This window comes from Pseudoalteromonas shioyasakiensis, from assembly GCF_024518675.1.
GTDB lineage: Bacteria > Pseudomonadota > Gammaproteobacteria > Enterobacterales > Alteromonadaceae > Pseudoalteromonas > Pseudoalteromonas shioyasakiensis_B.
The window spans coordinates 328,504-350,395 of sequence record NZ_JANIGL010000002.1 but is presented as its reverse complement, the minus strand read 5'-3'; the positions used below and the strand labels follow the sequence as shown (position 1 = coordinate 350,395).

23 protein-coding genes are annotated in these 21,892 nt (G+C 40.7%); 16 read left to right on the top strand and 7 right to left on the bottom strand.

Features of this window, described 5'->3' with window-relative positions; all coding sequences use genetic code 11:
* The first annotated feature begins 149 nt into the window (after positions 1–149).
* On the top strand, positions 150–1,706 hold the full coding sequence (gene tyrR, locus NQT69_RS07490; protein WP_256827030.1) for a transcriptional regulator TyrR: 1,557 nt from the start codon (positions 150–152) through the stop codon (positions 1,704–1,706).
* A gap of 18 nt (positions 1,707–1,724) precedes the next feature.
* On the opposite strand, the gene NQT69_RS07485 is transcribed toward tyrR, so the two are convergent.
* A complete protein-coding gene (locus tag NQT69_RS07485) occupies positions 1,725–2,213 on the bottom strand; it encodes a hypothetical protein (RefSeq protein WP_256827029.1) in 489 nt (162 codons plus the stop codon).
* A gap of 108 nt (positions 2,214–2,321) precedes the next feature.
* Between NQT69_RS07485 and NQT69_RS07480 the strand changes: the two genes are divergently transcribed.
* Positions 2,322–2,864 (top strand): thioesterase family protein, encoded by a 543-nt coding sequence (locus tag NQT69_RS07480; protein WP_256827028.1) that lies wholly within the window; start codon positions 2,322–2,324, stop codon positions 2,862–2,864.
* A gap of 42 nt (positions 2,865–2,906) precedes the next feature.
* Here NQT69_RS07480 and NQT69_RS07475 read toward each other — a convergent pair whose 3' ends face one another.
* Positions 2,907–3,560 (bottom strand): OmpW/AlkL family protein, encoded by a 654-nt coding sequence (locus NQT69_RS07475; RefSeq protein ID WP_256827027.1) that lies wholly within the window; start codon positions 3,558–3,560, stop codon positions 2,907–2,909.
* A 224-nt stretch (positions 3,561–3,784) separates the two neighbouring features.
* On the opposite strand from NQT69_RS07475, the gene NQT69_RS07470 reads away from it, so the two are divergent.
* Together NQT69_RS07470 and dapE are read left to right on the top strand one after the other, a co-directional pair.
* Complete coding sequence (locus tag NQT69_RS07470) at positions 3,785–5,203, top strand: MATE family efflux transporter (protein ID WP_256827026.1); 1,419 nt, start codon at positions 3,785–3,787, stop codon at positions 5,201–5,203.
* A 59-nt stretch (positions 5,204–5,262) separates the two neighbouring features.
* Positions 5,263–6,444 carry a succinyl-diaminopimelate desuccinylase gene (gene dapE / locus NQT69_RS07465; RefSeq protein ID WP_256827431.1) on the top strand — a complete coding sequence of 394 codons (1,182 nt, stop codon included), beginning with the start codon at positions 5,263–5,265 and terminating at the stop codon, positions 6,442–6,444.
* Positions 6,445–6,504: 60 nt separating this feature from the next.
* Here dapE and NQT69_RS07460 read toward each other — a convergent pair whose 3' ends face one another.
* On the bottom strand, positions 6,505–8,217 hold the full coding sequence (locus tag NQT69_RS07460) for a GNAT family N-acyltransferase (RefSeq protein WP_256827025.1): 1,713 nt from the start codon (positions 8,215–8,217) through the stop codon (positions 6,505–6,507).
* A 154-nt stretch (positions 8,218–8,371) separates the two neighbouring features.
* Here NQT69_RS07460 and NQT69_RS07455 point away from each other — a divergent pair, with 154 nt between their 5' ends.
* Both NQT69_RS07455 and NQT69_RS07450 read left to right on the top strand, forming a co-directional pair.
* A complete protein-coding gene (locus NQT69_RS07455) occupies positions 8,372–9,292 on the top strand; it encodes a 2-hydroxyacid dehydrogenase (RefSeq protein WP_256827024.1) in 921 nt (306 codons plus the stop codon).
* Between the two features lie 98 nt (positions 9,293–9,390).
* On the top strand, positions 9,391–9,522 hold the full coding sequence (locus NQT69_RS07450; RefSeq protein WP_256827023.1) for a hypothetical protein: 132 nt from the start codon (positions 9,391–9,393) through the stop codon (positions 9,520–9,522).
* A 19-nt stretch (positions 9,523–9,541) separates the two neighbouring features.
* On the opposite strand, the gene smrA is transcribed toward NQT69_RS07450, so the two are convergent.
* The 3 genes from smrA to NQT69_RS07435 form a co-directional block, all read right to left on the bottom strand.
* On the bottom strand, positions 9,542–10,120 hold the full coding sequence (gene smrA, locus NQT69_RS07445) for a DNA endonuclease SmrA (protein WP_256827022.1): 579 nt from the start codon (positions 10,118–10,120) through the stop codon (positions 9,542–9,544).
* A 132-nt stretch (positions 10,121–10,252) separates the two neighbouring features.
* Positions 10,253–10,498, bottom strand: a complete 246-nt coding sequence (locus NQT69_RS07440; protein ID WP_256827430.1) for a hypothetical protein — start codon at positions 10,496–10,498, stop codon at positions 10,253–10,255.
* A 99-nt stretch (positions 10,499–10,597) separates the two neighbouring features.
* Positions 10,598–11,050, bottom strand: a complete 453-nt coding sequence (locus tag NQT69_RS07435; protein WP_256827021.1) for a hypothetical protein — start codon at positions 11,048–11,050, stop codon at positions 10,598–10,600.
* Between the two features lie 114 nt (positions 11,051–11,164).
* On the opposite strand from NQT69_RS07435, the gene NQT69_RS07430 reads away from it, so the two are divergent.
* Positions 11,165–11,548 (top strand): response regulator, encoded by a 384-nt coding sequence (locus NQT69_RS07430; RefSeq protein WP_256827020.1) that lies wholly within the window; start codon positions 11,165–11,167, stop codon positions 11,546–11,548.
* A 73-nt stretch (positions 11,549–11,621) separates the two neighbouring features.
* Here NQT69_RS07430 and rpsT read toward each other — a convergent pair whose 3' ends face one another.
* Positions 11,622–11,882, bottom strand: coding sequence for a 30S ribosomal protein S20 (rpsT, locus tag NQT69_RS07425; protein WP_016708897.1), 261 nt, complete (start codon positions 11,880–11,882; stop codon positions 11,622–11,624).
* 296 nt (positions 11,883–12,178) lie between these two features.
* On the opposite strand from rpsT, the gene murJ reads away from it, so the two are divergent.
* The 9 genes from murJ (at position 12,179) to pilV (ending at position 21,892) form a co-directional block, all read left to right on the top strand.
* Positions 12,179–13,717, top strand: a complete 1,539-nt coding sequence (murJ, locus tag NQT69_RS07420; RefSeq protein ID WP_372822964.1) for a murein biosynthesis integral membrane protein MurJ — start codon at positions 12,179–12,181, stop codon at positions 13,715–13,717.
* 73 nt (positions 13,718–13,790) lie between these two features.
* A complete protein-coding gene (gene ribF / locus NQT69_RS07415) occupies positions 13,791–14,717 on the top strand; it encodes a bifunctional riboflavin kinase/FAD synthetase (RefSeq protein WP_256827018.1) in 927 nt (308 codons plus the stop codon).
* 25 nt (positions 14,718–14,742) lie between these two features.
* Complete coding sequence (ileS, locus tag NQT69_RS07410) at positions 14,743–17,571, top strand: isoleucine--tRNA ligase (protein ID WP_256827017.1); 2,829 nt, start codon at positions 14,743–14,745, stop codon at positions 17,569–17,571.
* Between the two features lie 9 nt (positions 17,572–17,580).
* On the top strand, positions 17,581–18,081 hold the full coding sequence (lspA, locus tag NQT69_RS07405; RefSeq protein WP_256827016.1) for a signal peptidase II: 501 nt from the start codon (positions 17,581–17,583) through the stop codon (positions 18,079–18,081).
* Complete coding sequence (gene fkpB / locus NQT69_RS07400; RefSeq protein ID WP_256827015.1) at positions 18,078–18,536, top strand: FKBP-type peptidyl-prolyl cis-trans isomerase; 459 nt, start codon at positions 18,078–18,080, stop codon at positions 18,534–18,536. Before lspA ends, fkpB begins: the two co-directional genes overlap by 4 nt.
* Complete coding sequence (gene ispH, locus NQT69_RS07395) at positions 18,536–19,465, top strand: 4-hydroxy-3-methylbut-2-enyl diphosphate reductase (protein WP_256827014.1); 930 nt, start codon at positions 18,536–18,538, stop codon at positions 19,463–19,465. Before fkpB ends, ispH begins: the two co-directional genes overlap by 1 nt.
* 33 nt (positions 19,466–19,498) lie before the next feature.
* Entirely contained in the window at positions 19,499–20,530 is a 1,032-nt protein-coding gene (locus NQT69_RS07390) for a sensor histidine kinase (RefSeq protein WP_256827013.1), read from the top strand.
* The gene (locus tag NQT69_RS07385) at positions 20,527–21,231 is read left to right on the top strand and encodes a LytR/AlgR family response regulator transcription factor (RefSeq protein ID WP_256827012.1); all 705 of its coding nucleotides are present in this window, start codon (positions 20,527–20,529) and stop codon (positions 21,229–21,231) included. Before NQT69_RS07390 ends, NQT69_RS07385 begins: the two co-directional genes overlap by 4 nt.
* A 97-nt stretch (positions 21,232–21,328) precedes the next feature.
* Positions 21,329–21,892 carry a type IV pilus modification protein PilV gene (gene pilV / locus NQT69_RS07380; protein WP_256827011.1) on the top strand — a complete coding sequence of 188 codons (564 nt, stop codon included), beginning with the start codon at positions 21,329–21,331 and terminating at the stop codon, positions 21,890–21,892.

Here is a 21,892-nt window from a genome sequence, read left to right as displayed (position 1 = left end):
TAATACTAAATTATAGTAAATCTACAGGGAATTAAATGTATTTTAAAAATTAAGTGTAATCGTTCAGTAATCTTTACAATCTACTATCCACAACCACCTAGTTCGCGTATTATTCGCCTCATATTGATTTTCTCTTTTTTGAGGGTGAAATGCGTTTAGATATTCATTGTGCAGACCGCATCGGTATTGCTCAGGAAATACTTAATATTTTAGTCAACTATCAAGTTGACTTAAAAGGAATTGAAGTTGATTCGGTTAACTGTCGTATGTATGTGAGTTTTCCGCCGATAGAGTTTGAACAATTTCAAAAAATAATGCCATCAATTCGTTTGATTGATGGGGTAACTGATGTCCGTACTACAGCTTTCCTCCCTTCCGAGCGTGAACATAATGAGCTTAATACGCTATTGCGTGCTTTACCCGATGGCATTATCTCGATTGATGCAAAGGGTTGGGTAAGACTTTGTAACGATGCTGCTTGTAAAGACCTTCAACTCACAGAGCAAGAAGTTATTGGCTCAAATATTAATAACTTACTGAAAGGATTTAATTTTACTCGTTGGTTAGAAAGTAAAGAAGTGCTTGGGCAAACCACTAGAGTAGAAGTGGCTGGCGAGGATTATATTGCGGATATTTTGCCTATAGCAGTGCCGCAAGGAATTGAAGGCGATGTACTTGCTGGTGCGGTTATTAATATTAAATCGCAAAGCCGCCTCGGTCAGCAGGTGAGTGCATTTAGACGATATGGCCAAGAAAGTTTTGCAACTATTCATAACTTTAGTACCGCAATGCGTAGAGTGGTTCGTGAAGCACGTAAAATGGCACAACTTGAAGCGCCTATTCTGATCACTGGTGAAACGGGCACTGGTAAAGAATTATTGGCACGTGCCTGTCATTACGCCTCTAACCGCTCAGTAAAACCATTTATTGCCTTATCTTGTGCTTCGCTGCCAGATGATGTTGCTGAGTCCGAGTTATTTGGTTACGCCGGTTACGAAGAAAATGCAGCGCCGAAACGTGGCGTGCTAGAGCAAGCCGATGGTGGCACTGTGTTTTTAGATGAAGTGGGAGAAATGTCGACTCAGCTACAAACTAAATTACTTCGTTTTTTACAAGATGGTACCTTTAGAAAGGTTGGCGATGAGAATGAAGTTAAGGTAAACGTTCGCATTATTGCCGCGACTCAAAAAGATTTACCTGCCATGGTGCAAGAAGGGGCGTTTAGAGAAGATTTATATTACCGCATCAATGTATTAACGCTTGAGATAGCCCCTTTACGCGACCGAAAAGCAGATGTAGGACCATTAGCTGAGCACTTTATTCAAAAGTATGCGCAGCAAAATGGTCACGCTATACCTGAATTGTCAGCAGAGTGTTTGGCTTTTTTACAAGACTATCCTTGGCCTGGTAATGTTCGCCAGTTAGAAAACGCTATTTATAGAGCGGTCTCATTACTTGATGATAATGAATTACGAGTAGAGCACTTACAGCTGCCTACCTTCACACATGATTTAGGTTATTTAGAATCAGATTTTGAGGGGTCATTGGATCAAGCGGTTAAACGCTTTGAGGCAACGCTGTTACGTAAACTGTATCCGGCATACCCAAGCTCTCGACAGCTGGCAAAACGATTAGGCTTAAGCCACACTGCAGTAGCAAATAAACTACGGGATTATGGCATTAATCGTAAAACAGTGAAGGTATAACTGTGATAACGATGGGCACTATTGTTTAGTGCCCATATTTTTTGTCACTCCATCTATGGCAATATTTTCAATGCCATCATCAGTAAATTTGACCATGATGCTAATATTGTTACGGGCAAAAAAGTAGTCTTTGTTATCCAAGCTTATAATGTAGTCGCCTTTTACGGGGTCTTTAAATTCTTGCTTTTTAAGTTGCAGAGTATGCTCACCTATTTGCCAGTTAAACCCTTCTATAAAGCCGTTGTTAAACTCTTGCACCCAAATTTGCTGTTCATCTTTTGCTAAAGTGATGGCAATAGAATAAGACTCAGGTAGCTGCATATCATAGGTTTTTTTACCTATGGTGAACTTTTGCTCATTTGCTTGCCAAGCAAAGCCAAATTTAAATGGTTTTTCAACCCCCGTAGGGTAACGAACTTGGCCATCACCTGGGTAGTCAAAGTCTGCCCAAGCAGCGGTGCTGCAAAGTGATAAAGCGACGGCTAAAGAAGATATTAATTTAATCATTTTTATAAATATTATTTTTTATCGTAACAGTGAGATTAGAGTAGATTATTCTCCAATGCAACTTGCTGTGCTACACTCAATGTATTGTTAACTGGTAAGACCTTTATTGTGAACCTTTATTTTCGCCTTTTATTGTTATTTTTTAAAATTAAACGCAACCGCACCTATCAATCGTTACTTGAGACGATTGATATTGACTATAAAGCACTGCCTTCTGATTGCGATATTAATTTGCATCTTACGAACTCCCGTTATTTAGCCATGATGGATTTAGCACGAACGTGGATGACAGAGCGAGTTGGCTTACTTAGCGTTATTATGAAAAAGCGTTGGTTTCCGATAGTAAATGCGACGGCGATTACTTACATACGAGATATAAAACCAATGCAACGCTATACCATTAGTACGCGTTTGGTCGGTTGGGATCATAAGTACTTTTATATTGAGCAAAAATTTCACTCTGAGCGCGGCCTTCATGCAATTGCCTATGTGCGTGGTGTGTTTAAACGCAAAGCGGGTGTTGTCAGTGTGGAGGAAATGCTACAAGAAGCAGGCTTTGATGGTGTTGCACCTATTTTACCTGCTGAGGTGATGCACTGGAAAGAAATGCTCGAGCAGAAAAAAGTCACTAACCTGGCTCTGGCTCCATAAGGTAATAAAAAAGGCCTAGCGGCCTTTTTAGTATGTGTAATATTAAAATTTATATTTAACACCTAACATAGCCACAACAGGGTCAATTTTTACTGTTGAGGTAAGCGCTTGAGCACCGTCTGCATAGACGGTCGCATCAGTTTCAATATCCATGACAGATACCATGGCGTGCAGCCCCCAATGTGGGTCGATCATATAATTGAAACCGGCCTGTGCGACAAAACCAAATGAATCATCTAGCTTAACTTCAACATTCTCAGTACCAAGTATTGATTTAAGTGCCGCAGAAGGCTGCTCATCAAAAAATACAGTGTAGTTAACACCTACACCAACGAATGGCCTAAATGCAGAATTGCCTTCTAAAAAGTGATACTGAGCAATAAGCGATGGCGGTAAATGCTTGATGTTAGCAATATTATTACCAGCTAAACCGCCAGTCCCGTTTACGTCGTGGGAGAAAGGGGTTGCAGCCACTAACTCCAGTACCCATTGGTCATTAAACGCATAATCTAGAGTAATACCTAATTGCGTGTCAGAGTCTGGCTTTAAACCCAAAGCAGGATTCTCATTGATTGCTGAACTACTGTTGTCTGGGTTTACATTAATGGCACCCACATTAACGCTTAGGTTTGCACTGGCAAAAGGAGACGCGATCAATAAAGAAGTAAATAAAGCTGCGCTTAGTTGTTTTTTCATGTTGTTCTCCGAGAACGATTATTTTTTAATTGCAGCTATTATCGGGTAACTAAAAAATAAAAAACTGTTCTAGATCAAGCTTTATAAGGCTGTGCGGCAAGGTTTTTAAATTGTTTGATTTAGATTAAAGTTTTACTCGGTTATGGCTAAAAAATATTGACTAACTTGTTCATCAATAGGTCATGGTTTTAAGCTATAATAAATAGCCATAGACAAGGAGCACCATGAACCATACTAATTCTCTTTTCCTAAATGGCTCAATCAGTAAAGCGCTGCTGAAACTGGCAGTCCCTATTATTCTTATCAATATTTTGCAATCTGCATATCAATTAACTGACGCTTTTTGGGTGGGACGCTTAGGCGCTGCTCAAGTTGCTGCTGTGTCTGTCAGTATGCCAGTAACATTTTTAGTTATTGCTATTGGTTCTGGTCTTGCAATGGCTGGGGCTATTCTATCGGCACAGTACATGGGAGCAGGACAACAAGATAAGGTTAACCATGTTGCTGCGCAAACTATGCTGATGGTGACAATTACAGCCTCTGTATTAGGCTGTCTAGGTTATGTATTATCGCCTTATTTTTTGCAGTTGCTTGGTGTGGATGAGGTCGTGTTTGCTGATGCACTTAAGTTTATGCATGTGTCGTTTATTGGCGTTATTTTTGTTTTCATTTACGCTATGTTCCAAGCCTTAATGCGGGGGATAGGTCAAACAAAGGTGCCGTTGATTATTGTCAGTACAACTGTGTTACTTAATTTTATTCTAGACCCATTATTTATTTTTGGTTACGGCAGTTTCTCAGGCTATGGAGTAATGGGCGCGGCATTAGCCACTCTTGTTACGCAAAGTATTGCAGCCATAGCGGGTGTCGTTATTTTTATGCGGGGCCGTCACGGTATTCAACTAAAACTCTCTAGTTTTATTCCTGATTATACATATATTAAACAGGCTTTCTTTTTAGGTGCACCAGGCTCTGTTGAGCTATCAACCCGTGCATTTGGTTTAATTATTATGTCTTTTCTAGTAGCAAGCTTTGGTACGCAAACGATTGCGGCCTATGGGGTTGGCTCTAATATTTTGCAGATGGTGATGATCCCCGCTATGGGGTTATCGATGGCAGTATCCACTTTAGTCGGGCAAAATATGGGGGCAGGAAATATCAAGCGTGCAGAGCAAATAACCCAGCTTGCTGTTATATGGGGTTTGGTTGGTTTAACCGTGATTGGAGTTCTGGCGTATCTACTTGCCCCGATGTTAGTCGCATTTTTTATCCCAGATGATACAGGGGTAATTAATAAAGGAGCGCAGTTTATTCGAGTAATGTGTTTAACATGGGGTGGGATCGGCGTGCAGTTATGTGTTGTGGCTGCTTTTAGGGCATCTGGAAATATGCTAAATGCGATGGTGTTAGCGTTATTTTCACAATGTGTAGTGCAATTTCCTGCCGCGTATATTTTGTCTAAGCACACGGACTTAGGCGATCACGGGATTTGGTACTCTTTTGCTGTAACCAATGTTTTAGTGGCATTGGTATCCTATATTTGGTTTTCTCGCGGCCGTTGGCAACAAACTAATTTAACCAAAGATGACAAAGACATAGCCAAAGTAACACAAGAAGCATTTATTGAAGAAGGCAGTCATTAAGCGGTCATAAATTCAGGTTTTAATTAATACACCTTTGATATTGATTAGGTGTATTAATGATGACCTTAGCTATTCAAACTTCAACGACAAGTAATACTCAACCGAACCAGGCAGTGGTTGCTTACTTACAACAACTTATTGGTTTCAAATCTATCACGCCCAATCAAGCTGGCGCAATTGACTGGTTAGAATATCAGTTGAACTCACTTGGCTTTGACTGTGAGCAGTTTACTTTTAATGGTGTGACAAATTTAATTGCGAAAGTAAGTTTTGGTGAGGGGCCTATCTATGCCTTTTCAGGGCATATAGATGTGGTGCCTGCTTGTGCTGAACATTGGTTGGTCGAGCCATTCTCTGGCGCAATTGTGAATAATGCAGTGTATGGTCGCGGAGCTGCCGATATGAAAGGGGGCGTAGCTGCTATGTTATGCGCCACGCAAAAACTGATGGTTGATGTTGCACATAAGCAAGGTACATTCTATTGGTTGATTACCTCTGATGAAGAAGGCGAGGCTGAATATGGTTCTTTACTTATAGCTGAGCGTTTAGCGCAACAGGGTATTCAACTAGATGGTTGTATCGTTGGTGAACCAACTAGTCATGTACAAGTGGGGGATACCATTAAAAATGGTCGCCGTGGTGCACTTTCTGCGCGCTTATCGATAGCCGGTAAAGCGGGTCATGTTGCTTATCCTGACAATACAGTCAATGCTGCTCACTTGAGTGCTGATGTGGTAAAACGCCTCACTAATATCGACTGGCAGCAAGATGAGGCAAGTTCTAACACCAGTTTACAGGTTACAGGGATCAATATTGCTAACGTGGTAGATAATATGGTGCCAGCGCACTGTGAAATGACATTCAATGTGCGTTATAGCCATGGCTATAAAAGTGCTGATATAAAAAATGAGATTCAATTTGCACTGGGAGATTTAGCAAATAATCTTAATATTGAGTGGGAGCGCCCCTGTGAATCGTTTTATACTGCCCACCAAGGTAGTCATTGCTTATTGGCACAAGTCGAGCAGGCAGTACTTAATGTGACAGGGAATTATCCTCTATTGAGCACGAGTGGGGGAACGTCCGACGGCCGTTTTTTTGCTAATAGCCACACGCAAGTGATTGAGTGCGGTGTTCGCAATAATACGATTCATCAAGTGAATGAGCATGTGCCGATTGCTGATTTAATAAAAATAGAACAGATATATACTAAGATACTAAGCAATTTATTTAATGGTTAATAAAATGCTCGCGTTGTATAGCGAGCATTTTTACTTTAATAACGTAGTGTTAAATAGGCGTTATTCTTTGCCTAAGTAGCGTTTTGCTTTACCTGCCTTCACTTTTTCAAGATCAACCAAGACGAGACCATCAATACAGTTATTGAATTCAGGGTCAACACTAAAGCTTAAGAACTGCACACCACCAGGCTCGCATAGTTCAGTATATTGCTTAAAGAGTGTTGGCACTTGTGCGCCCATATTGGCTAGGATATGCTTGAGTTCAACAAAGTCTTCTTTAACATCATCCCCGCAAAATATACTTTGGCATTGTTTGATTTGCTGTTCTGTGGCTTTAAATTCATTGTTAGGAGTAGCGATAGTGTTCTTAGCACCATAATAGTGCTGATAATAATGCACAAGCATAGCCTTAGCTTGATCAGGCAGGGCGTTTGATACACTCACTGCGCCGTATAGATAGCGGTATTGGGGGTAGTTTTTAACAAAAGCACCGATGCCATACCATAAATAATCAAGACTTTTACGGCCCCAATATTTAGGTTGGACAAAACTGCGACCAAGCTCAATACCTGCTTTAAAGTAAGGGGCCATGTCATCACTGTATGAAAATAAACTATCCGTATATAAACCTTTGCGACCATGTTTATCTATAACATCTTGCGCGCACGCCAAGCGATAAGCGCCCACTAACTCTAATTGGCTAGGATCCCACAATACTAAGTGCTGATAATCCATATCATATTTATCAATATCGCGACGTTTACCACTACCTTCACCGACAGTGCGAAATGAAATCTCTCGTAGCCTGCCAAGCTCTCTAAAAATAGCTGAGCTACCTTGGTATTGATATAAGTATATCTGCATACCATCTTGAGTGGTGCCCAGTAGTTGACACTTTTCAATGGCTTTTTTAAGTTCTTTACGACATTCTGATGTGGCAATAGGCGTCTGGGTTTTTAGCGGCAATGTTTTCTTGGATTTTAACGCATACAATTGTTTGCGAATTAAATTGACGACTTCTTTATCTTTTAGATTTTCAATCAAATATGATTCGGGAGGAATCGATGCGCCAATTTCAAACTCTAACGATTTTTGCCGTTGTTTAAACATTTCTTTTACTAATAGTAAACTCGCCAGAGGTTTATAAATCATCGAAGTACCATAAAATAGAGGGCTATTTTTGGCTTTAATATAAATAGGCAGTATTGGGCAATTCGCTTTTTTAGCAATGCGTAAAAAACCACTATTCCATTTACAGTCTTTAATACCTGTGGGACTAAGGCGAGAGACCTCCCCAGCCGGGAATATTAAAATAGCACCTTCATCTTTTAGGTGCTGGTGGATGTTGCTGAGTTCTTGTTTTTTACTCGTACCAGATAAATTATCTACCGGTAATAAGAGCGAGTGCATGGGAGTGACCGACATTAGCATACGATTGGCAACCACTTTTAAATCTTGTCGAACGCCAAAAAGAACCTTGATCAGCGCTAATGCATCTAATGAACCTATGGGGTGGTTTGCCACAATTACTAGCTTCCCTTCGCTCGGGATGTTCTCAATCTGCTTTGGTTTGTATCGGGTATCAAAGTCAAGTTCATCAAGCACTTGCTCAACAAACTCGATGCCTTGTAAATGAGGGTAAGCGTCGCCAAATGCGACAAACTCTTGCTCATGAAGCAAATAACCTAATCCTTTTTTTACTAATCCTTTTACCTTCGGAGAGTTTTCTAATTGTGGAAGGTTAGCCGCAATGACTTTATCAACACTGATCATAATTACCTCATTGTCTCTGGTGATCAATATACGAACAGATTAAAAGTTTGCTATGACAGTTAGGTTGCAGTTGTATGACTTTTTAAAGAGGGTATTTAACATTGGTGTTTATTAACGTGTTTAATATAATGAAAAAAAAACGGTAGAGAAAAACATGCACTTACTCATCGCGATTAGTAACCGAGACTGCACAAAGTTAGTTAATACACTGCAAGCATATTTACCAGGTGTAGAAATCTCGCTCTGGCCAGATTGTCGTAATTTACATACTGTAGAGTTTGTCGTTGCTTGGCTCGCGCCTGAGCAAATGTGGCAACAATTGCCCAATCTAAAAGCTGTCTCATCATTCGGCGCTGGGGTTGATAGTATAAACTTAGATTTATTAGCTGATGATGTTGTGGTAACACGAATCGTTGATGAAGCCTTAGCCGATGATATGGCTGAATATGTGTTAACTCACATTCTAGCGCAAAAGCTAAAACTAAAAGAGTATTTTGGCAAGCAACAAGCTCAGCTTTGGCAGCCTAAACGAGCGCATAAATTTAACCATGTAGTATTTTTAGGGTTTGGTCAACTAGGGCAACACTGCGCTATACGCTTACTTGCTAATAATTTTGTTGTAAGTGCTTTTTCACAAAGCCCGAAACAATTTACCGATGTAACCTGCGTTCATAGCCAAGAAGGGCTGACAAATATTTTGTCTAAAGCAGATTACCTCGTGTGCTTATTGCCTTTAACGGCCCAGACTGAAAATATTATTGATAAGGCGCTATTAACTCAGCTCCCTGAGCATGGCGTTGTGATCAATGTGGCTCGTGGTCAGCATGTTGTTGAAAAGGATTTAATTTGGGCACTCGACAATAAAATAATACGCGCCGCAACCTTAGATGTATTTAGGCAAGAACCATTACCGAAAGAGCACCCATTTTGGTCTCATGATGCAATTACAGTCACTCCGCACTGCGCTGCTTTGTCGAGTATTACCAGTGTTGCACAGCAAATAGCAGACAATGTTCAGCTACTCGATAAAGGGTTAGAACTAAATCATCAGGTTGATAGAACAAAAGGTTATTAAAATTTGAACAATTAATACTGCGTACATCTTGTTAACATATGTGATTTTAGCTAATCTAATGAAGTAAATAAAAATAATAATAAAAAACAAGGTTAACTATGAAACACCAACAAGGCGGCGTTAAATTTAGTCTCATTGTTCTATCGGTCATTCTTATGGGAGTATCAGCATGGTTTAATCAGGCGAATGCCGATGAGCCAAACCAAGCTGAAATCACCCAACAAGATTAATCAGACAGCTTCCGAGAGCTCAGCGCTTCGCATGGCGCTCTCGATTCTCATGTTTTTTCTCATCACTCTTTTTCAGTAAAACATATGTTGCACCTATACCCCCGTGCTGTTTTAAAGCGGTATGAAACGCCAATACAGCGCTGAGTTCTTGCAGCCACTTATTAGTGTAACTTTTTAATATACCTGGTGTTTTTATGTTTTTTATACCAATTCCATGGCGAATTAAGAGCACACGTATGTTTTTAGTATGGCAATCATGTATAAAATCAAATAATGCTTGGCGGGCAGATTTAAGAGGTTGTCCGTGTAAATCGAGTGTGGCATCAATTTGGTATTTTGCTAAGCGCAAGTTTTTAAATACCCCTTCTTGTACACCGGTATTTTTATAACTTAGTAACGCATCAGGGGCTAACAGCTCGACGAGTTCGCTTCTAAGATAGTTTTCATCAATCATTAGGTCTGCTTCGGCGGCTTTACGTTTTTCTTGTTGTGCAAGTGAGGGCGATGTCTTCAAATGCTGCAGTGTTACGGTATCGTGGCTAAGTGGCTCTACATCTTCCATAGAAGATAAAAATAAATCAAAATCAGATAAAGACATAAGATAAGCCACCTCAAAATAAGTTAATACACAGCGAATTTTAGCTTAGTTCATAATGTTAGTCATTCTATAGGCAAAAAAATACCCCAATGAGCAAACTCAATGGGGTATCAAATTATCTTGGGAGAGATATTAATTTGGTGTCACATTCAATTGGCCAAAGGTATAAACCTTGAACAAGTAAAATGTGTTGATCAACACTAAGCTCATATTTGAAATAACACTTGATGACATCAGGTCTAAACTAAACGATAAAAACAATAATACGCAGGCGCTAACAGCGGCAACACGCAGTAAAGTCAATTGGTTGATAAATAGTGCCCCTAATCCTAGGGCTAATAGTGTAAAGTTTAAAAGCCAATCTAGCTCATTTAACATGGTCGTTTCAGTGTACTTGTGTTGAAAAAGGAGCGCCATTATGGTGATCTTTTACACACCTTTCAACCAAGTAATTTTGTAATTCTCAGATTAGTTTTTTTAATCCAAAATTAGTTTCTTGATTGCTGAAAAAACACCTTTTTGCTCGGTAATTCGGTATTTTTGACAGCTTTCTGGTTGTTTGAGGTTTTGGCATAAGTATAAGGTATTACGCTCTAAGTCTGCTCTAGGTTCTAAGCTCGAGTCGAACAAGTTAGCGCCATAACCGAATATTCCTGGCCAATAAACACTTTGGGTCACTAAGCCTAACTTTTGATAGGTAATTAATTGCGGCTTTGGTGTAATTAAAAAGCCTAATAGTAAAATAGCCAAAGTTATCACCAGTGTTCGGCTTTTTGGCTTAGCTTGCACAGTGGTATTAGCACTGTTGCTTTGCTCTGCGGCAGTTTGTGTTGTCGTTGCTGGTGCTTTTCTTTTATTGCTAACGGGTTGCGTTTTTTTTCGTTGCGGTGTTTTACCAAGCAGTGATTGTTTTTTTATTTTATTTGTCATGAAGCAAATCTGGCCTTTTAAGCAGGTGTCTCTATAATAAGATCAGTGAATTAAAAAAGTTTATATATTAAGTATAATAACTTAAACCTAGCTTATAGCCTATGGGGATCAAGAATGAATGCGCAGCTTTCAATATTAATTGTGGATGATGTAGGTACGGTACGTAGCTTTCTTAATCAGACACTGATGCATTTAGGTATCGACAATGTCACGGAGGCCTCAACAGCAGCGCAATGTATTAGTGAATGCCAAGCAGCTAACTATAATATTATTTTTTTAGATATTGAGTTGCCTGATGGTGATGGTAAAGAAATTATTGCCAAAATAAATGAAATTAATCCTGCAACCAATGTTGTTATGGTATCCGCTCATTCAACTGTTGAGAATGTTAAAGATGCGATAGATAAAGGGGCTAAGGGCTTTGTTGTTAAACCATTTACGCCGAAGAAGATAGCAGCGATGCTGAAAAAGTTTTATCCGGAGTTAGAAATAGCTTAACAAACTGCTGTTAAGCTGTCTTAGATACAAAAAAACCGGCCGAGGCCGGTTTTTTATATTCTACAAAAACAAATTATAGTGCTTTAATTTTAGCAGCTAAACGGCTCTTATGACGAGCAGCTTTGTTTTTGTGAATTAGACCTTTAGTTGCGTAACGGTCTAAAATTGGTGTAGCAACTGCGAAAGCTTGCTGTGCAGCTTCCTTGTCGCCCGCTTCAATAGCAACAACTACTTTTTTGAAGTATGTACGCATCATTGAACGACGGCTTGCGTTATGCTGACGGTTTTTTTCGCTAGTGATAGCGCGTTTTTTTGCAGACTTGATGTTAGCCAAGGTTTGCTCCTAACAATCTTAAAATAAGCTTAATTTAAAGGCCGTGGAATATGCCTTTTTTAATCATGAATGTCAATAAAAATTTGACATAACAAGAAAAACTGCTCCTTTGTAACGAACATCAATTTGCCGCTTTAGCAGTTAATATCGCTATTGTAACAAAGCCCATCCGCTGAGCCTAGTGCTTTAGAGCGATTTCTAAAAAAGTCTGTGGCATAATTAACTTTCTCATTGGTTTTAAAGCAGGTTTTAGTGTGGCAAAAGGATTATTTCGTTCCGGTATGATTGTAAGTGCAATGACCATGATATCGCGTATTTTGGGTTTAGTACGTGATGCTGTGGTGGCAAACTTGCTGGGCGCCAATGCGGCAGCGGATGTTTTCTTGTTTTCAAATCGTATTCCTAATTTTTTGCGCCGCTTATTTGCTGAAGGTGCCTTTGCACAAGCGTTTGTGCCGGTTTTATCTGAAATAAAAGAACAACAGGGAGACGATAAAGTACGCTTTTTTGTTGCCCAAGCTGCGGGCACACTCGGTACCATTTTATTGATTGTTACCCTAGTTGGTGTGATTGCATCGCCAGTGATAGCGGCCTTATTTGGTACAGGCTGGTTTATTGAGTGGTATCAAGGCAACCCTGAAGGTGAGAAGTTTGTGCTGGCCAGCGAATTACTTAAATGGACATTCCCTTATTTATTTTTCGTGAGTCTCGTAGCGCTAAGTGGCGCGGTTATGAATGTTTATAACCGCTTTGCTGTAGCAGCATTTACGCCGGTATTACTGAATATTTCAATTATCAGCTGCGCTATTTTATTGCACGATCAATTTTCAGTCGGGGCATACTCACTTGCCATAGGGGTATTTGTGGGTGGAGTTGTGCAGTTATTGTTTCAATTGCCGTTTTTATACCGAGCAAAGATGCTCAGTAAGCCGCGTTGGGCTTGGCAGGACGATAACGTAAAAAAAGTCCGCACCTTGATGATCCCTGCGCTGTTTGGTGTATCTATTAGTCAAATTAATTTGTTGCTTGATACCATGATTGCCTCATTGTTGATGACAGGCTCAATTGCTTGGCTTTATTACTCAGATAGATTAATTGAATTTCCATTAGGTTTATTTGGCATTGGCATTGCCACTGTTATTTTGCCTGCTTTGTCTAAATTACATAGCAGCGATAAAGGCAGTGATTTTCAGCACACTTTAGACTGGGGTGTGCGGTTTGTAATATTTCTCGGTTTGCCTGCCATGGTCGGACTCATGCTTATAAGCCCGCTTATTATTTCTGTATTATTTGATCATGGTGCATTTAAAGAAGGCGATATTGACCATGTTCAAGCTGTGAGCTTGGGTGTAATGGCTTACTCCGTTGGTTTAGTCAGTTTTATGTTGATCAAGGTACTTGCACCAGGCTTTTATGCCCGCCAAGATACCAAAACCCCGGTGCGCATCGGCATTATAACGCTGGTGTTGAATATGTTATTTAATATTATGTTAGCGCCGTTTATTGGCTACTTAGGGTTAGCTTTAGCTACTTCTATGTCGGCTAGCTGCAATGCATATTTACTATACCGGCAATTAAACAAAGAGCAGGTGTATCATTTCTCAGGTTTTAGTGCGCGTTTTACTTTTAAGTGTATTTTGGCAAGCGCGATAATGGGACTGAGCGTGTGGTATACTGCTGCGCAATTTTTATGGCGTGAATGGCACTTTACGCAGCAAGTTATTTTACTCAGTGGGTTATTGATTTTGGCCGGGGTTGTTTATTTCTTATCCATGTTCATACTCGGTGTGCGACTAAATACGATAAAAAACGTAGCAACTACTGAATCAAATTAAAAAAAAGATTATAATCGGCGTTTCTACGGCTGAAATAGAATTTCGGGCGGGTTCGTAAAGGCAATTAGGTGGTATGGAGTTAATCAGAGGTATTCACAATATTCGCACTCAGCATCACGGTTGTGTGTTGACCATTGGTAATTTTGATGGTGTACATTTAGGCCATGGCGAAGTGCTTAAAGGCTTGCTTAATGACGCTAAAAAATACAAGCTGCCAAGCACGGTGATGTTATTCGAACCCCAGCCACAAGAATTTTTTGCCAAAGATAACGCGCCGGCTCGGTTAACACGTTTACGTGATAAGCTAAATTTGTTGGCCAATTTGGGTATAGAGCGTGTGATTTGCATCAGTTTTAATCAACAATTTGCAAATATGCAGGCTGAGCAGTTTGTTAGCGAAATTTTGATTAATAAACTTGGTGTTAAAGCATTAACCGTTGGCGATGACTTTCGTTTTGGTAAGCGGCGTCAGGGAGATTTCAGGTTGTTATCTGAAATGGGCCAAGCGGCGCAAATGGATGTAAAAAGCACCGCGAGTTTTCGCCAATTAAATGCTAGAGTAAGCAGCACCTTGATACGTGAAGCGCTTGCCCATGGTCAGTTAGAGCAAGCAAAGGCAATGCTCGGTCATAACTATGCGATTTCAGGGCGTGTGATACATGGTTGGAAACGTGGCCGTGAACTGGGTTTTAGAACTGCTAACATTGCTTTAAAGCGACAAGTATGCCCAGTAAATGGGGTGTTCGCAGTGCGAGTAACGCTAAAAGATAAAACAATATATGGGGTTGCAAATATAGGCAATAAGCCCACATTTAATGGAACACGCGCATTATTAGAAGTGCACTTATTTGATTTTGCGCTAGAGATATACGGACAGTTTATGCATGTGGAGTTGATTGAAAAACTTCGCGATGAGCAAAAATTCGAGACATTAACACAATTGACGGCACAAATAGCAACTGATGTTGCTGCCGCTAAGCAGTGTTTTGGTTTAAATTAGGTAGCCGATACGGAAAGTAGGATTAATGAGCGACTACAAACATACTTTGAATTTACCGGAAACAATGTTTCCAATGCGCGGCAATTTGGCACAACGTGAACCAAAAATGCTTAAAACATGGTATGAAGACGACCTGTACGGTCAAATTCGCAACGCTAAAAAAGGCAAAAAAACCTTTATTTTGCATGACGGCCCTCCGTATGCAAACGGCGATATCCATTTAGGCCATTCAGTAAATAAAATTTTAAAAGACATTATTGTAAAGTCTAAAACTTTATCTGATTTTGATGCCCCTTATGTACCAGGTTGGGACTGTCATGGTTTACCAATCGAGCTAATGGTTGAGAAAAAGGTTGGCAAACCTGGTGTTAAAGTCACTGCGGCCGAATTTCGTGAGAAATGCCGTGCTTATGCTAAAAAGCAAGTTGAAGGCCAAAAAGTAGATTTTAAGCGCCTAGGTGTTTTTGCTGATTGGGATAAGCCGTATTTAACAATGAACTTTGATTTTGAAGCCAACGCAATTCGCGTATTGGGCCGCATTATCGAAAAAGGGCACTTACATAAAGGCGCTAAGCCAGTTCACTGGTGTACAGATTGTGGTTCAGCATTGGCTGAAGCCGAAGTTGAGTACCAAGATAAGCAATCGCCAGCAATTGATGTCCGTTTTGAGTTCACTGATCAAGCCGCGGTTGTTAACGCATTTGACTTAAAAGCAGATCATGAAGGCACAGGCACTGTAAGCACCGTGATTTGGACAACCACACCGTGGACGCTGCCAGCTAACCGCGCGGTTGCCGTTCACGCTGATTTAGAATATGCCCTTGTTCAAGTTGACGATGAAGGTGCGCAACAGCGTTTGATTTTAGGCTCAGAGCTCGTAAAAGATGCTATGGACCGTTATGGCTTTAGCCATTATCACGTTTTAGGTTATGTGAAAGGTGCAGTGCTTGAAAACCTTCAAGTTGCTCATCCATTTTATGATTTTAACGTACCTGTAATTGTGGCTGAACACGTGACGACAGACTCTGGTACGGGGATTGTTCATACCGCGCCGGGTCACGGTCAAGAAGATTTCGTGGCGGGCTTACAATACGGTTTAGAAGTGGCTAATCCAGTAGGTGCCAATGGCGTTTACCTACCAGACACCGAACTGTTTGCAGGTCAACACGTATTTAAAGCAAACGCCAGTGTTGTTGATGTATTAACTGAGCGTAACGCGCTAATGCATCACCATGCATTAACGCATAGCTATCCGCATTGTTGGCGTCATAAAACGCCGATTATTTTCCGTGCAACACCGCAGTGGTTTGTGAGCATGGATCAAGCTAATTTGCGTCAAGATTCATTAGCCGAAATCAAAAACACCCAGTGGTTACCAGAGTGGGGCGAAAGCCGCATTGCAAATATGGTAGAAGGGCGTCCTGACTGGTGTATTTCACGTCAGCGTACCTGGGGCGTACCAATTGCTTTATTTGTTGATAAAGACACCGGTGCATTACACCCTAATACGCAATCATTGATTGAAGAAGCGGCAAAACTGGTAGAAAAATCAGGTATTCAAGCTTGGTATGATTTAGAGCCTGCGACCTTATTAGGTGAAGCAGACGCTCAGCAATACATGAAAGTACAAGACACACTTGATGTTTGGTTTGACTCAGGGGTAACTCACGCGTGTGTTGTTGACGCTCGTGAAGAGTTAACAGGCCCAGCTGATTTATACCTTGAAGGGTCTGATCAGCACCGTGGTTGGTTTATGTCATCAATGATGACCTCGGTTGCAATTAATGGTCATGCGCCATACCGCCAAGTGCTTACTCATGGTTTCACTGTGGATGAGAATGGCCGTAAGATGTCTAAATCATTAGGTAATGTAATTTCACCGCAAAATGTGATGAACAAACTAGGTGCAGATATTCTACGCTTATGGGTTGCTTCAACTGATTACACGGCTGAAATGACGGTGTCTGATGAAATCTTTAAGCGTTCAGCGGATCGCTACCGTCGTATTCGTAATACCAGCCGTTACTTACTGGCTAACTTAAGTGGTTTTGATCCAAAAACTGATCAAGTGGCTATTGAAGACATGGTTGAACTTGACCGTTGGATTGTAGGTCGTGCAGCGCAATTGCAAGATGAAATTGTGAGCGCTTATGATAGCTTCCAGATGCTGCAAGTTACGCAAAAGCTAATGAACTTCTGTACGGGTGAGTTAGGCTCGTTCTACTTAGACGTCATCAAAGACCGCCAGTATACAGCGAAGAGTGACAGCCATGCGCGTCGTTCATGTCAAACAGCTTTGTATCATATTGCTGAAGCAATGACCCGCTGGATGGCGCCTATCATGAGCTTTACAGCGCAAGAAATCTGGGAAGCATTACCAGGTGAGCGTGACCAATATGTATTTACCTCAGTTTGGTATGATGGCTTAAAAGCCGTAACTGAAGGCCAATTTAGTAATGATGACTGGTTAACTATTTTAACAGTGCGTGATGAAGTAAACCGCGTTCTGGAAGGTGCACGTAAAGAAGAAGTGATTGGTGCGACCTTACAAGCGAATGTAAGTATCTTTGCTACTTCAGAAATTGCCAATAAGTTAGCAGCATTAGGTGATGAGTTACGCTTTGTATTACTGACCTCTCAAGTAACAGTAACTGCAGTTAATGAGCAACCAAAAGGTACTCAAACAACTGAAATTGAAGGTCTTTACATCAGTGTTGCGGCAACGGATGCGCAAAAGTGTGAGCGTTGCTGGCATTATTGTGATGACGTAGGCGCGAACCCTGCTCATCCTGAAATCTGTGGTCGTTGTGTAAGCAACGTAGATGGCGAAGGCGAAACCCGCCAATTCGCATAGGAGTAGTCAGTGAGCAAGCTAGCCCAAAAAAGTGGTTTAGTGTGGCTTTGGTTAAGTCTGTTACTTTTAGTAGCAGACTTTGCCAGTAAAACGCTAGTTGTAAATACCATGAATCTGCGTGATTCAATTGATATATTACCGTTTTTTAACCTGACCTATGTGCATAATTACGGCGCAGCGTTTAGCTTTTTAAGTGATGAAAGCGGTTGGCAACGTTGGTTTTTAAGCATAATAGCAATCACGATTAGTGGTTTGCTGATTTGGTGGTTGAAGCGTTTGCCGGCGTCTAATAAGATATTATGTGGTGCCTATTCGCTTGTATTAGCTGGCGCGATCGGTAATTTATACGACCGTATGTATTATGGTTATGTCATCGACTTTTTGCACTTCTACTATGAAAGCTGGCATTTCCCAGCGTTTAATATTGCTGATAGTGCAATTTGTGTTGGTGCAGCATTGTTATTATTTGATGCCTTTACTGGCGAAAGTCCAAAGGAGCATAAAGCATGAGCCAAACAGTTATCGCTGAAAACTCAGAAGTGATTTTTCATTTTTCTATAAAACTCTCTGATGGCTCTGCAGCTGATTCAACCAAAGTACATAATAAACCAGCTAAGCTGGTGATGGGCGATGGTAGCTTAACGGCAAACTTTGAAAAGTGCTTATTTGGCTTAGCGCCAGGGGATAGCAAGTCGTTTGAACTTGAGCCAGAAGATGCCTTCGGTCAACCAAACCCGGACAATATTTATTATGTTGAGCGCAGTAAATTTGGTCCAGAAACCCCGGCGACAGTAGGTTCGATCATTGCGTTTACACAACCTGATGGCACTGAACTACCTGGACTTGTACGTGAAGTGCAAGGTGAGTCAGTCACCATTGATTTTAATCATCCTTTAGCAGGTCAGCAATTAACCTTTGAAGTTGAAATTTTAGAAGTTGATAACACACCTAAGGTAAATGATTAATGGATATTTTATTAGCTAATCCTCGCGGTTTTTGTGCGGGCGTTGACCGTGCAATTAGCATTGTTGAGCGCGCCTTAGATATTTTTGAAAAGCCAATCTATGTACGTCATGAAGTTGTACACAACCGCTATGTGGTTGATGGCTTAAAACGCCGCGGTGCGGTTTTTGTTGAAGAGCTTGATCAAGTACCTGATGACAGTATTGTAATTTTCAGTGCGCATGGCGTATCGCAAGCAGTTCGTAGCGAAGCAAAACGCAGAGAGCTTAAGGTATTTGATGCAACCTGCCCACTTGTTACTAAAGTACATATGGAAGTTACCCGCGCTAGCCGTAAGGGAACTGAGTGTATTTTAATTGGTCACCATGGTCATCCTGAAGTTGAAGGGACGATGGGACAGTACGATAATAGCAACGGCGGTATCTATCTAGTTGAAACGGCAGAAGATGTTGCTAAACTTAATGTGAAGAATCCAAATAACCTTTTTTATTGTAGCCAAACAACTTTGTCGGTTGATGATACTGCTGATGTTATTGATGCTTTGCGCGCTAAATACCCTGCTATTGATGGCCCTCGTAAAGATGATATTTGTTATGCCACACAAAACCGTCAAGATGCTGTTCGTGATTTAGCAGATAAAGTTGATGTGTTATTAGTGGTTGGTGCTAAAAATAGCTCAAACTCAAATCGTTTACGCGAGCTTGCTGATAAAATGGGCACTGTCTCTTATTTAATTGATGATGCTAGCAGTGTCGAAAATGCATGGTTTGACAATGCTAATACTGTTGGCGTCACCGCGGGTGCATCTGCACCTGAGGTATTGGTGCAACAAGTGATCAGTAAGTTACAAGAGCTTGGTGGTAAACAAGTAATAGAAAATCCAGGTGAAGAAGAAAACATTGTTTTTGCTGTCCCTGTTGAGTTACGCTAGTTTTGTAGCGTAACCTAGTTAAAGGAGAGCCCAGTGAGCAAATCGATGCAAACTAATGCGTTGCTTTTTGCGGCTCTTTTTACTGAGCGAGGTGTATTAGCTACCTTAGTTGTGGTGCAAGTTATTGCTACTCTATTAGCGTTTGCACCTACAGCAGCTCAAGATATCTGGATACGTCTAGGTGTAATTAGTTTATTTTTACAGCTTACCTTCTTATTGAGCCTGTCATGGCTTTTTTTACTACGCTCTATTTTGCAGAGATATTCGCGCTTCATTCAAAGTGTTAGTTTATTCACCTCTCTTTTATTAACCACATTGTTAATGAGTATCGCGGTGATCTTTTTCGCTGGCAGCGTGATTGAAATCGCTGATCCCATCGCGTTTATATTGCGAAATTTACTTATTGTTGTTTTAGTAGCTTGTTTATTTGTTCAATTTTTAACAATTTACGTTGAAAAACAGCTGCAAACCAATGCATTAGCAAGAGCTGAGCTGGATGCTCTACAGGCGCGCATTCGGCCACATTTTTTATATAACAGTCTTAATACCGCCGCCGAATTGACTCATTACGATCCAGATGCTGCAGAGCAAGCGATCTTAGCATTAGCTGCATTATCGCAAGCCGCTCTAAAGGTGGGCAAAGGTGTTCCTTTAGCCGCAGAGATAGCATTAACTAAACAATATATAAGTTTAGAAAGCTGGCGTTTTGGTGAACGGTTAAAGGTTGATTGGCAATTGTTAGAGCCGCTCCCTGAGCTTACTATTCCATGTTTGACTTTACAGCCAATTATTGAAAATGCAGTATGTCATGGGGTCGAGCCTGCATTAAACGGTGCACAGATCACAGTACAGCAATTTATCAGCAAGCAAACACTCACTTTTATTATAGAAAACCCGATTTCAACTCAATTACAAAAACGGATTGGAAACGGCATGGCGCTTGATAATATTCGTCAACGGTTAAATTTATTTTATGAAAATAATGCTCAATTAACGACAACCACTCGTGATGGTGTATTTAGAGTCAAACTTGTCCTGCCATTAGTAATAGAGGAGGGGGCATGAAAGCATTAATTGTTGATGACGAACCTTTAGCGCGAGCAAGAATACAGCGCTTGTTAGCAGGTATTTCCCAGTACACTTTTATAGAACAAGCAAGTAATGGCCAAGAGGCGTTGGCACAATTGAAAAAGCAACCGCCAGATATCGTATTTTTGGATGTTGATATGCCGCAAATGAATGGCTTAGCTGTAGCACAGCAGCTAAACCAGTTGCCAGTGCCTCCGGCTGTTGTATTTGTAACTGCGCACCCGGAACACGCATTAGATGCACTGCAATTATCAGCGGCTGGCTATTTAGTAAAGCCGGTTACTGAGAGCGACTTACTAAAAGTCACTGAACAATTAGGCCGGATAACCCGTGCTCATATTCAAAAGCAAAAACCTCAGACCCTTTGTTATCAAATAGCTGGTGAATTAAAGTCTATCGAGTTAGATACCGTAATATATGCAGCAGCAGAGGATAAATATACTCGAATTGTTTTTGATAACGGTAATGCATTAGTTGAGCAAAGTTTAAAGCAACTCGAGCAGCTATATCCTAGCTATTTTTTAAGAATACATCGCAAAACACTGGTTAATAAATCACGTATCGCAACAGTTAAAAGGTGTCAAGATAGTAGCCATAAAGTCACCTTAATTGATTGTGACGAAGAGCTAGAAATCAGCCGCCGTGAGTTTAAAACAGTCAAACAAGCACTCTCCTAAGCCGCTTATCGGCTAAAAACACCGCTCATACTGCTATACATTGTATTCCTCACTTATTTTATTACTCTTATAGTACGATAATTTTTTTGGCAGTGTTATGGGCTTATCACCTTCTTCAGCAACGCGTGGATTTACACTTATTGAAGTCCTTATTGCGTTTATTATTTTAAGTTTTGGTTTACTTGGTGCAGTGGCATTACAAGCAAAAGCTAAACAAGCAAGTTTTGATGCTATGCAAAGGGCAGCAGCTGTTGCTTTAGGTAATGATATTTTGCAGCGTATGCGTGCTAGTGATACTACTGGCTTTGCGGCACTTTATAATGGCAGCTTTTCCAGTGATGATAAATTAAAACAGGAACGTCGTTGTTATTCAAATACCTGTTCCGCTGCTGAAATTGCAGCACTTGATAAGCAACAATGGATAAGAGCAATACAAGCCCGTGAAAATACAGGTGCACTAGATGATGCAACTGTGTGTATTAACAATCAGCCAGAGATAGCCAGTGGTAGTAATGCATTTACCTTGCAAGTTGTTATTAGTTGGCAGGGGCGTCAAGAGTTTACAGCCTCTAACGATACTGTCGCTATAGAATGTGGCACTTCAAATAATAAACGTCGTGTCGTTGTTCTCAATAGTTTTATGTACTTAAGGGCATCATAA

Excerpts from the sequence above, each read along its gene's own strand:
- NQT69_RS07440 (WP_256827430.1), bottom strand. The coding sequence starts at position 10,498 with ATGTTAAATGAGCTAGATTGGCTTTTAAACTTTACACTATTAGCCCTA.
- ribF (WP_256827018.1), top strand. The coding sequence starts at position 13,791 with ATGGAGTTAATCAGAGGTATTCACAATATTCGCACTCAGCATCACGGT.
- NQT69_RS07385 (WP_256827012.1), top strand. The coding sequence starts at position 20,527 with ATGAAAGCATTAATTGTTGATGACGAACCTTTAGCGCGAGCAAGAATA.
- ileS (WP_256827017.1), top strand. The coding sequence starts at position 14,743 with ATGAGCGACTACAAACATACTTTGAATTTACCGGAAACAATGTTTCCA.
- NQT69_RS07450 (WP_256827023.1), top strand. The coding sequence starts at position 9,391 with ATGAAACACCAACAAGGCGGCGTTAAATTTAGTCTCATTGTTCTATCG.
- tyrR (WP_256827030.1), top strand. The coding sequence starts at position 150 with ATGCGTTTAGATATTCATTGTGCAGACCGCATCGGTATTGCTCAGGAA.
- NQT69_RS07460 (WP_256827025.1), bottom strand. The coding sequence starts at position 8,217 with ATGATCAGTGTTGATAAAGTCATTGCGGCTAACCTTCCACAATTAGAA.
- ispH (WP_256827014.1), top strand. The coding sequence starts at position 18,536 with ATGGATATTTTATTAGCTAATCCTCGCGGTTTTTGTGCGGGCGTTGAC.
- murJ (WP_372822964.1), top strand. The coding sequence starts at position 12,179 with ATGACCATGATATCGCGTATTTTGGGTTTAGTACGTGATGCTGTGGTG.
- smrA (WP_256827022.1), bottom strand. The coding sequence starts at position 10,120 with ATGTCTTTATCTGATTTTGATTTATTTTTATCTTCTATGGAAGATGTA.
- fkpB (WP_256827015.1), top strand. The coding sequence starts at position 18,078 with ATGAGCCAAACAGTTATCGCTGAAAACTCAGAAGTGATTTTTCATTTT.
- NQT69_RS07455 (WP_256827024.1), top strand. The coding sequence starts at position 8,372 with ATGCACTTACTCATCGCGATTAGTAACCGAGACTGCACAAAGTTAGTT.
- pilV (WP_256827011.1), top strand. The coding sequence starts at position 21,329 with ATGGGCTTATCACCTTCTTCAGCAACGCGTGGATTTACACTTATTGAA.
- dapE (WP_256827431.1), top strand. The coding sequence starts at position 5,263 with ATGACCTTAGCTATTCAAACTTCAACGACAAGTAATACTCAACCGAAC.
- NQT69_RS07485 (WP_256827029.1), bottom strand. The coding sequence starts at position 2,213 with ATGATTAAATTAATATCTTCTTTAGCCGTCGCTTTATCACTTTGCAGC.
- NQT69_RS07475 (WP_256827027.1), bottom strand. The coding sequence starts at position 3,560 with ATGAAAAAACAACTAAGCGCAGCTTTATTTACTTCTTTATTGATCGCG.
- NQT69_RS07430 (WP_256827020.1), top strand. The coding sequence starts at position 11,165 with ATGAATGCGCAGCTTTCAATATTAATTGTGGATGATGTAGGTACGGTA.
- NQT69_RS07470 (WP_256827026.1), top strand. The coding sequence starts at position 3,785 with ATGAACCATACTAATTCTCTTTTCCTAAATGGCTCAATCAGTAAAGCG.
- NQT69_RS07435 (WP_256827021.1), bottom strand. The coding sequence starts at position 11,050 with ATGACAAATAAAATAAAAAAACAATCACTGCTTGGTAAAACACCGCAA.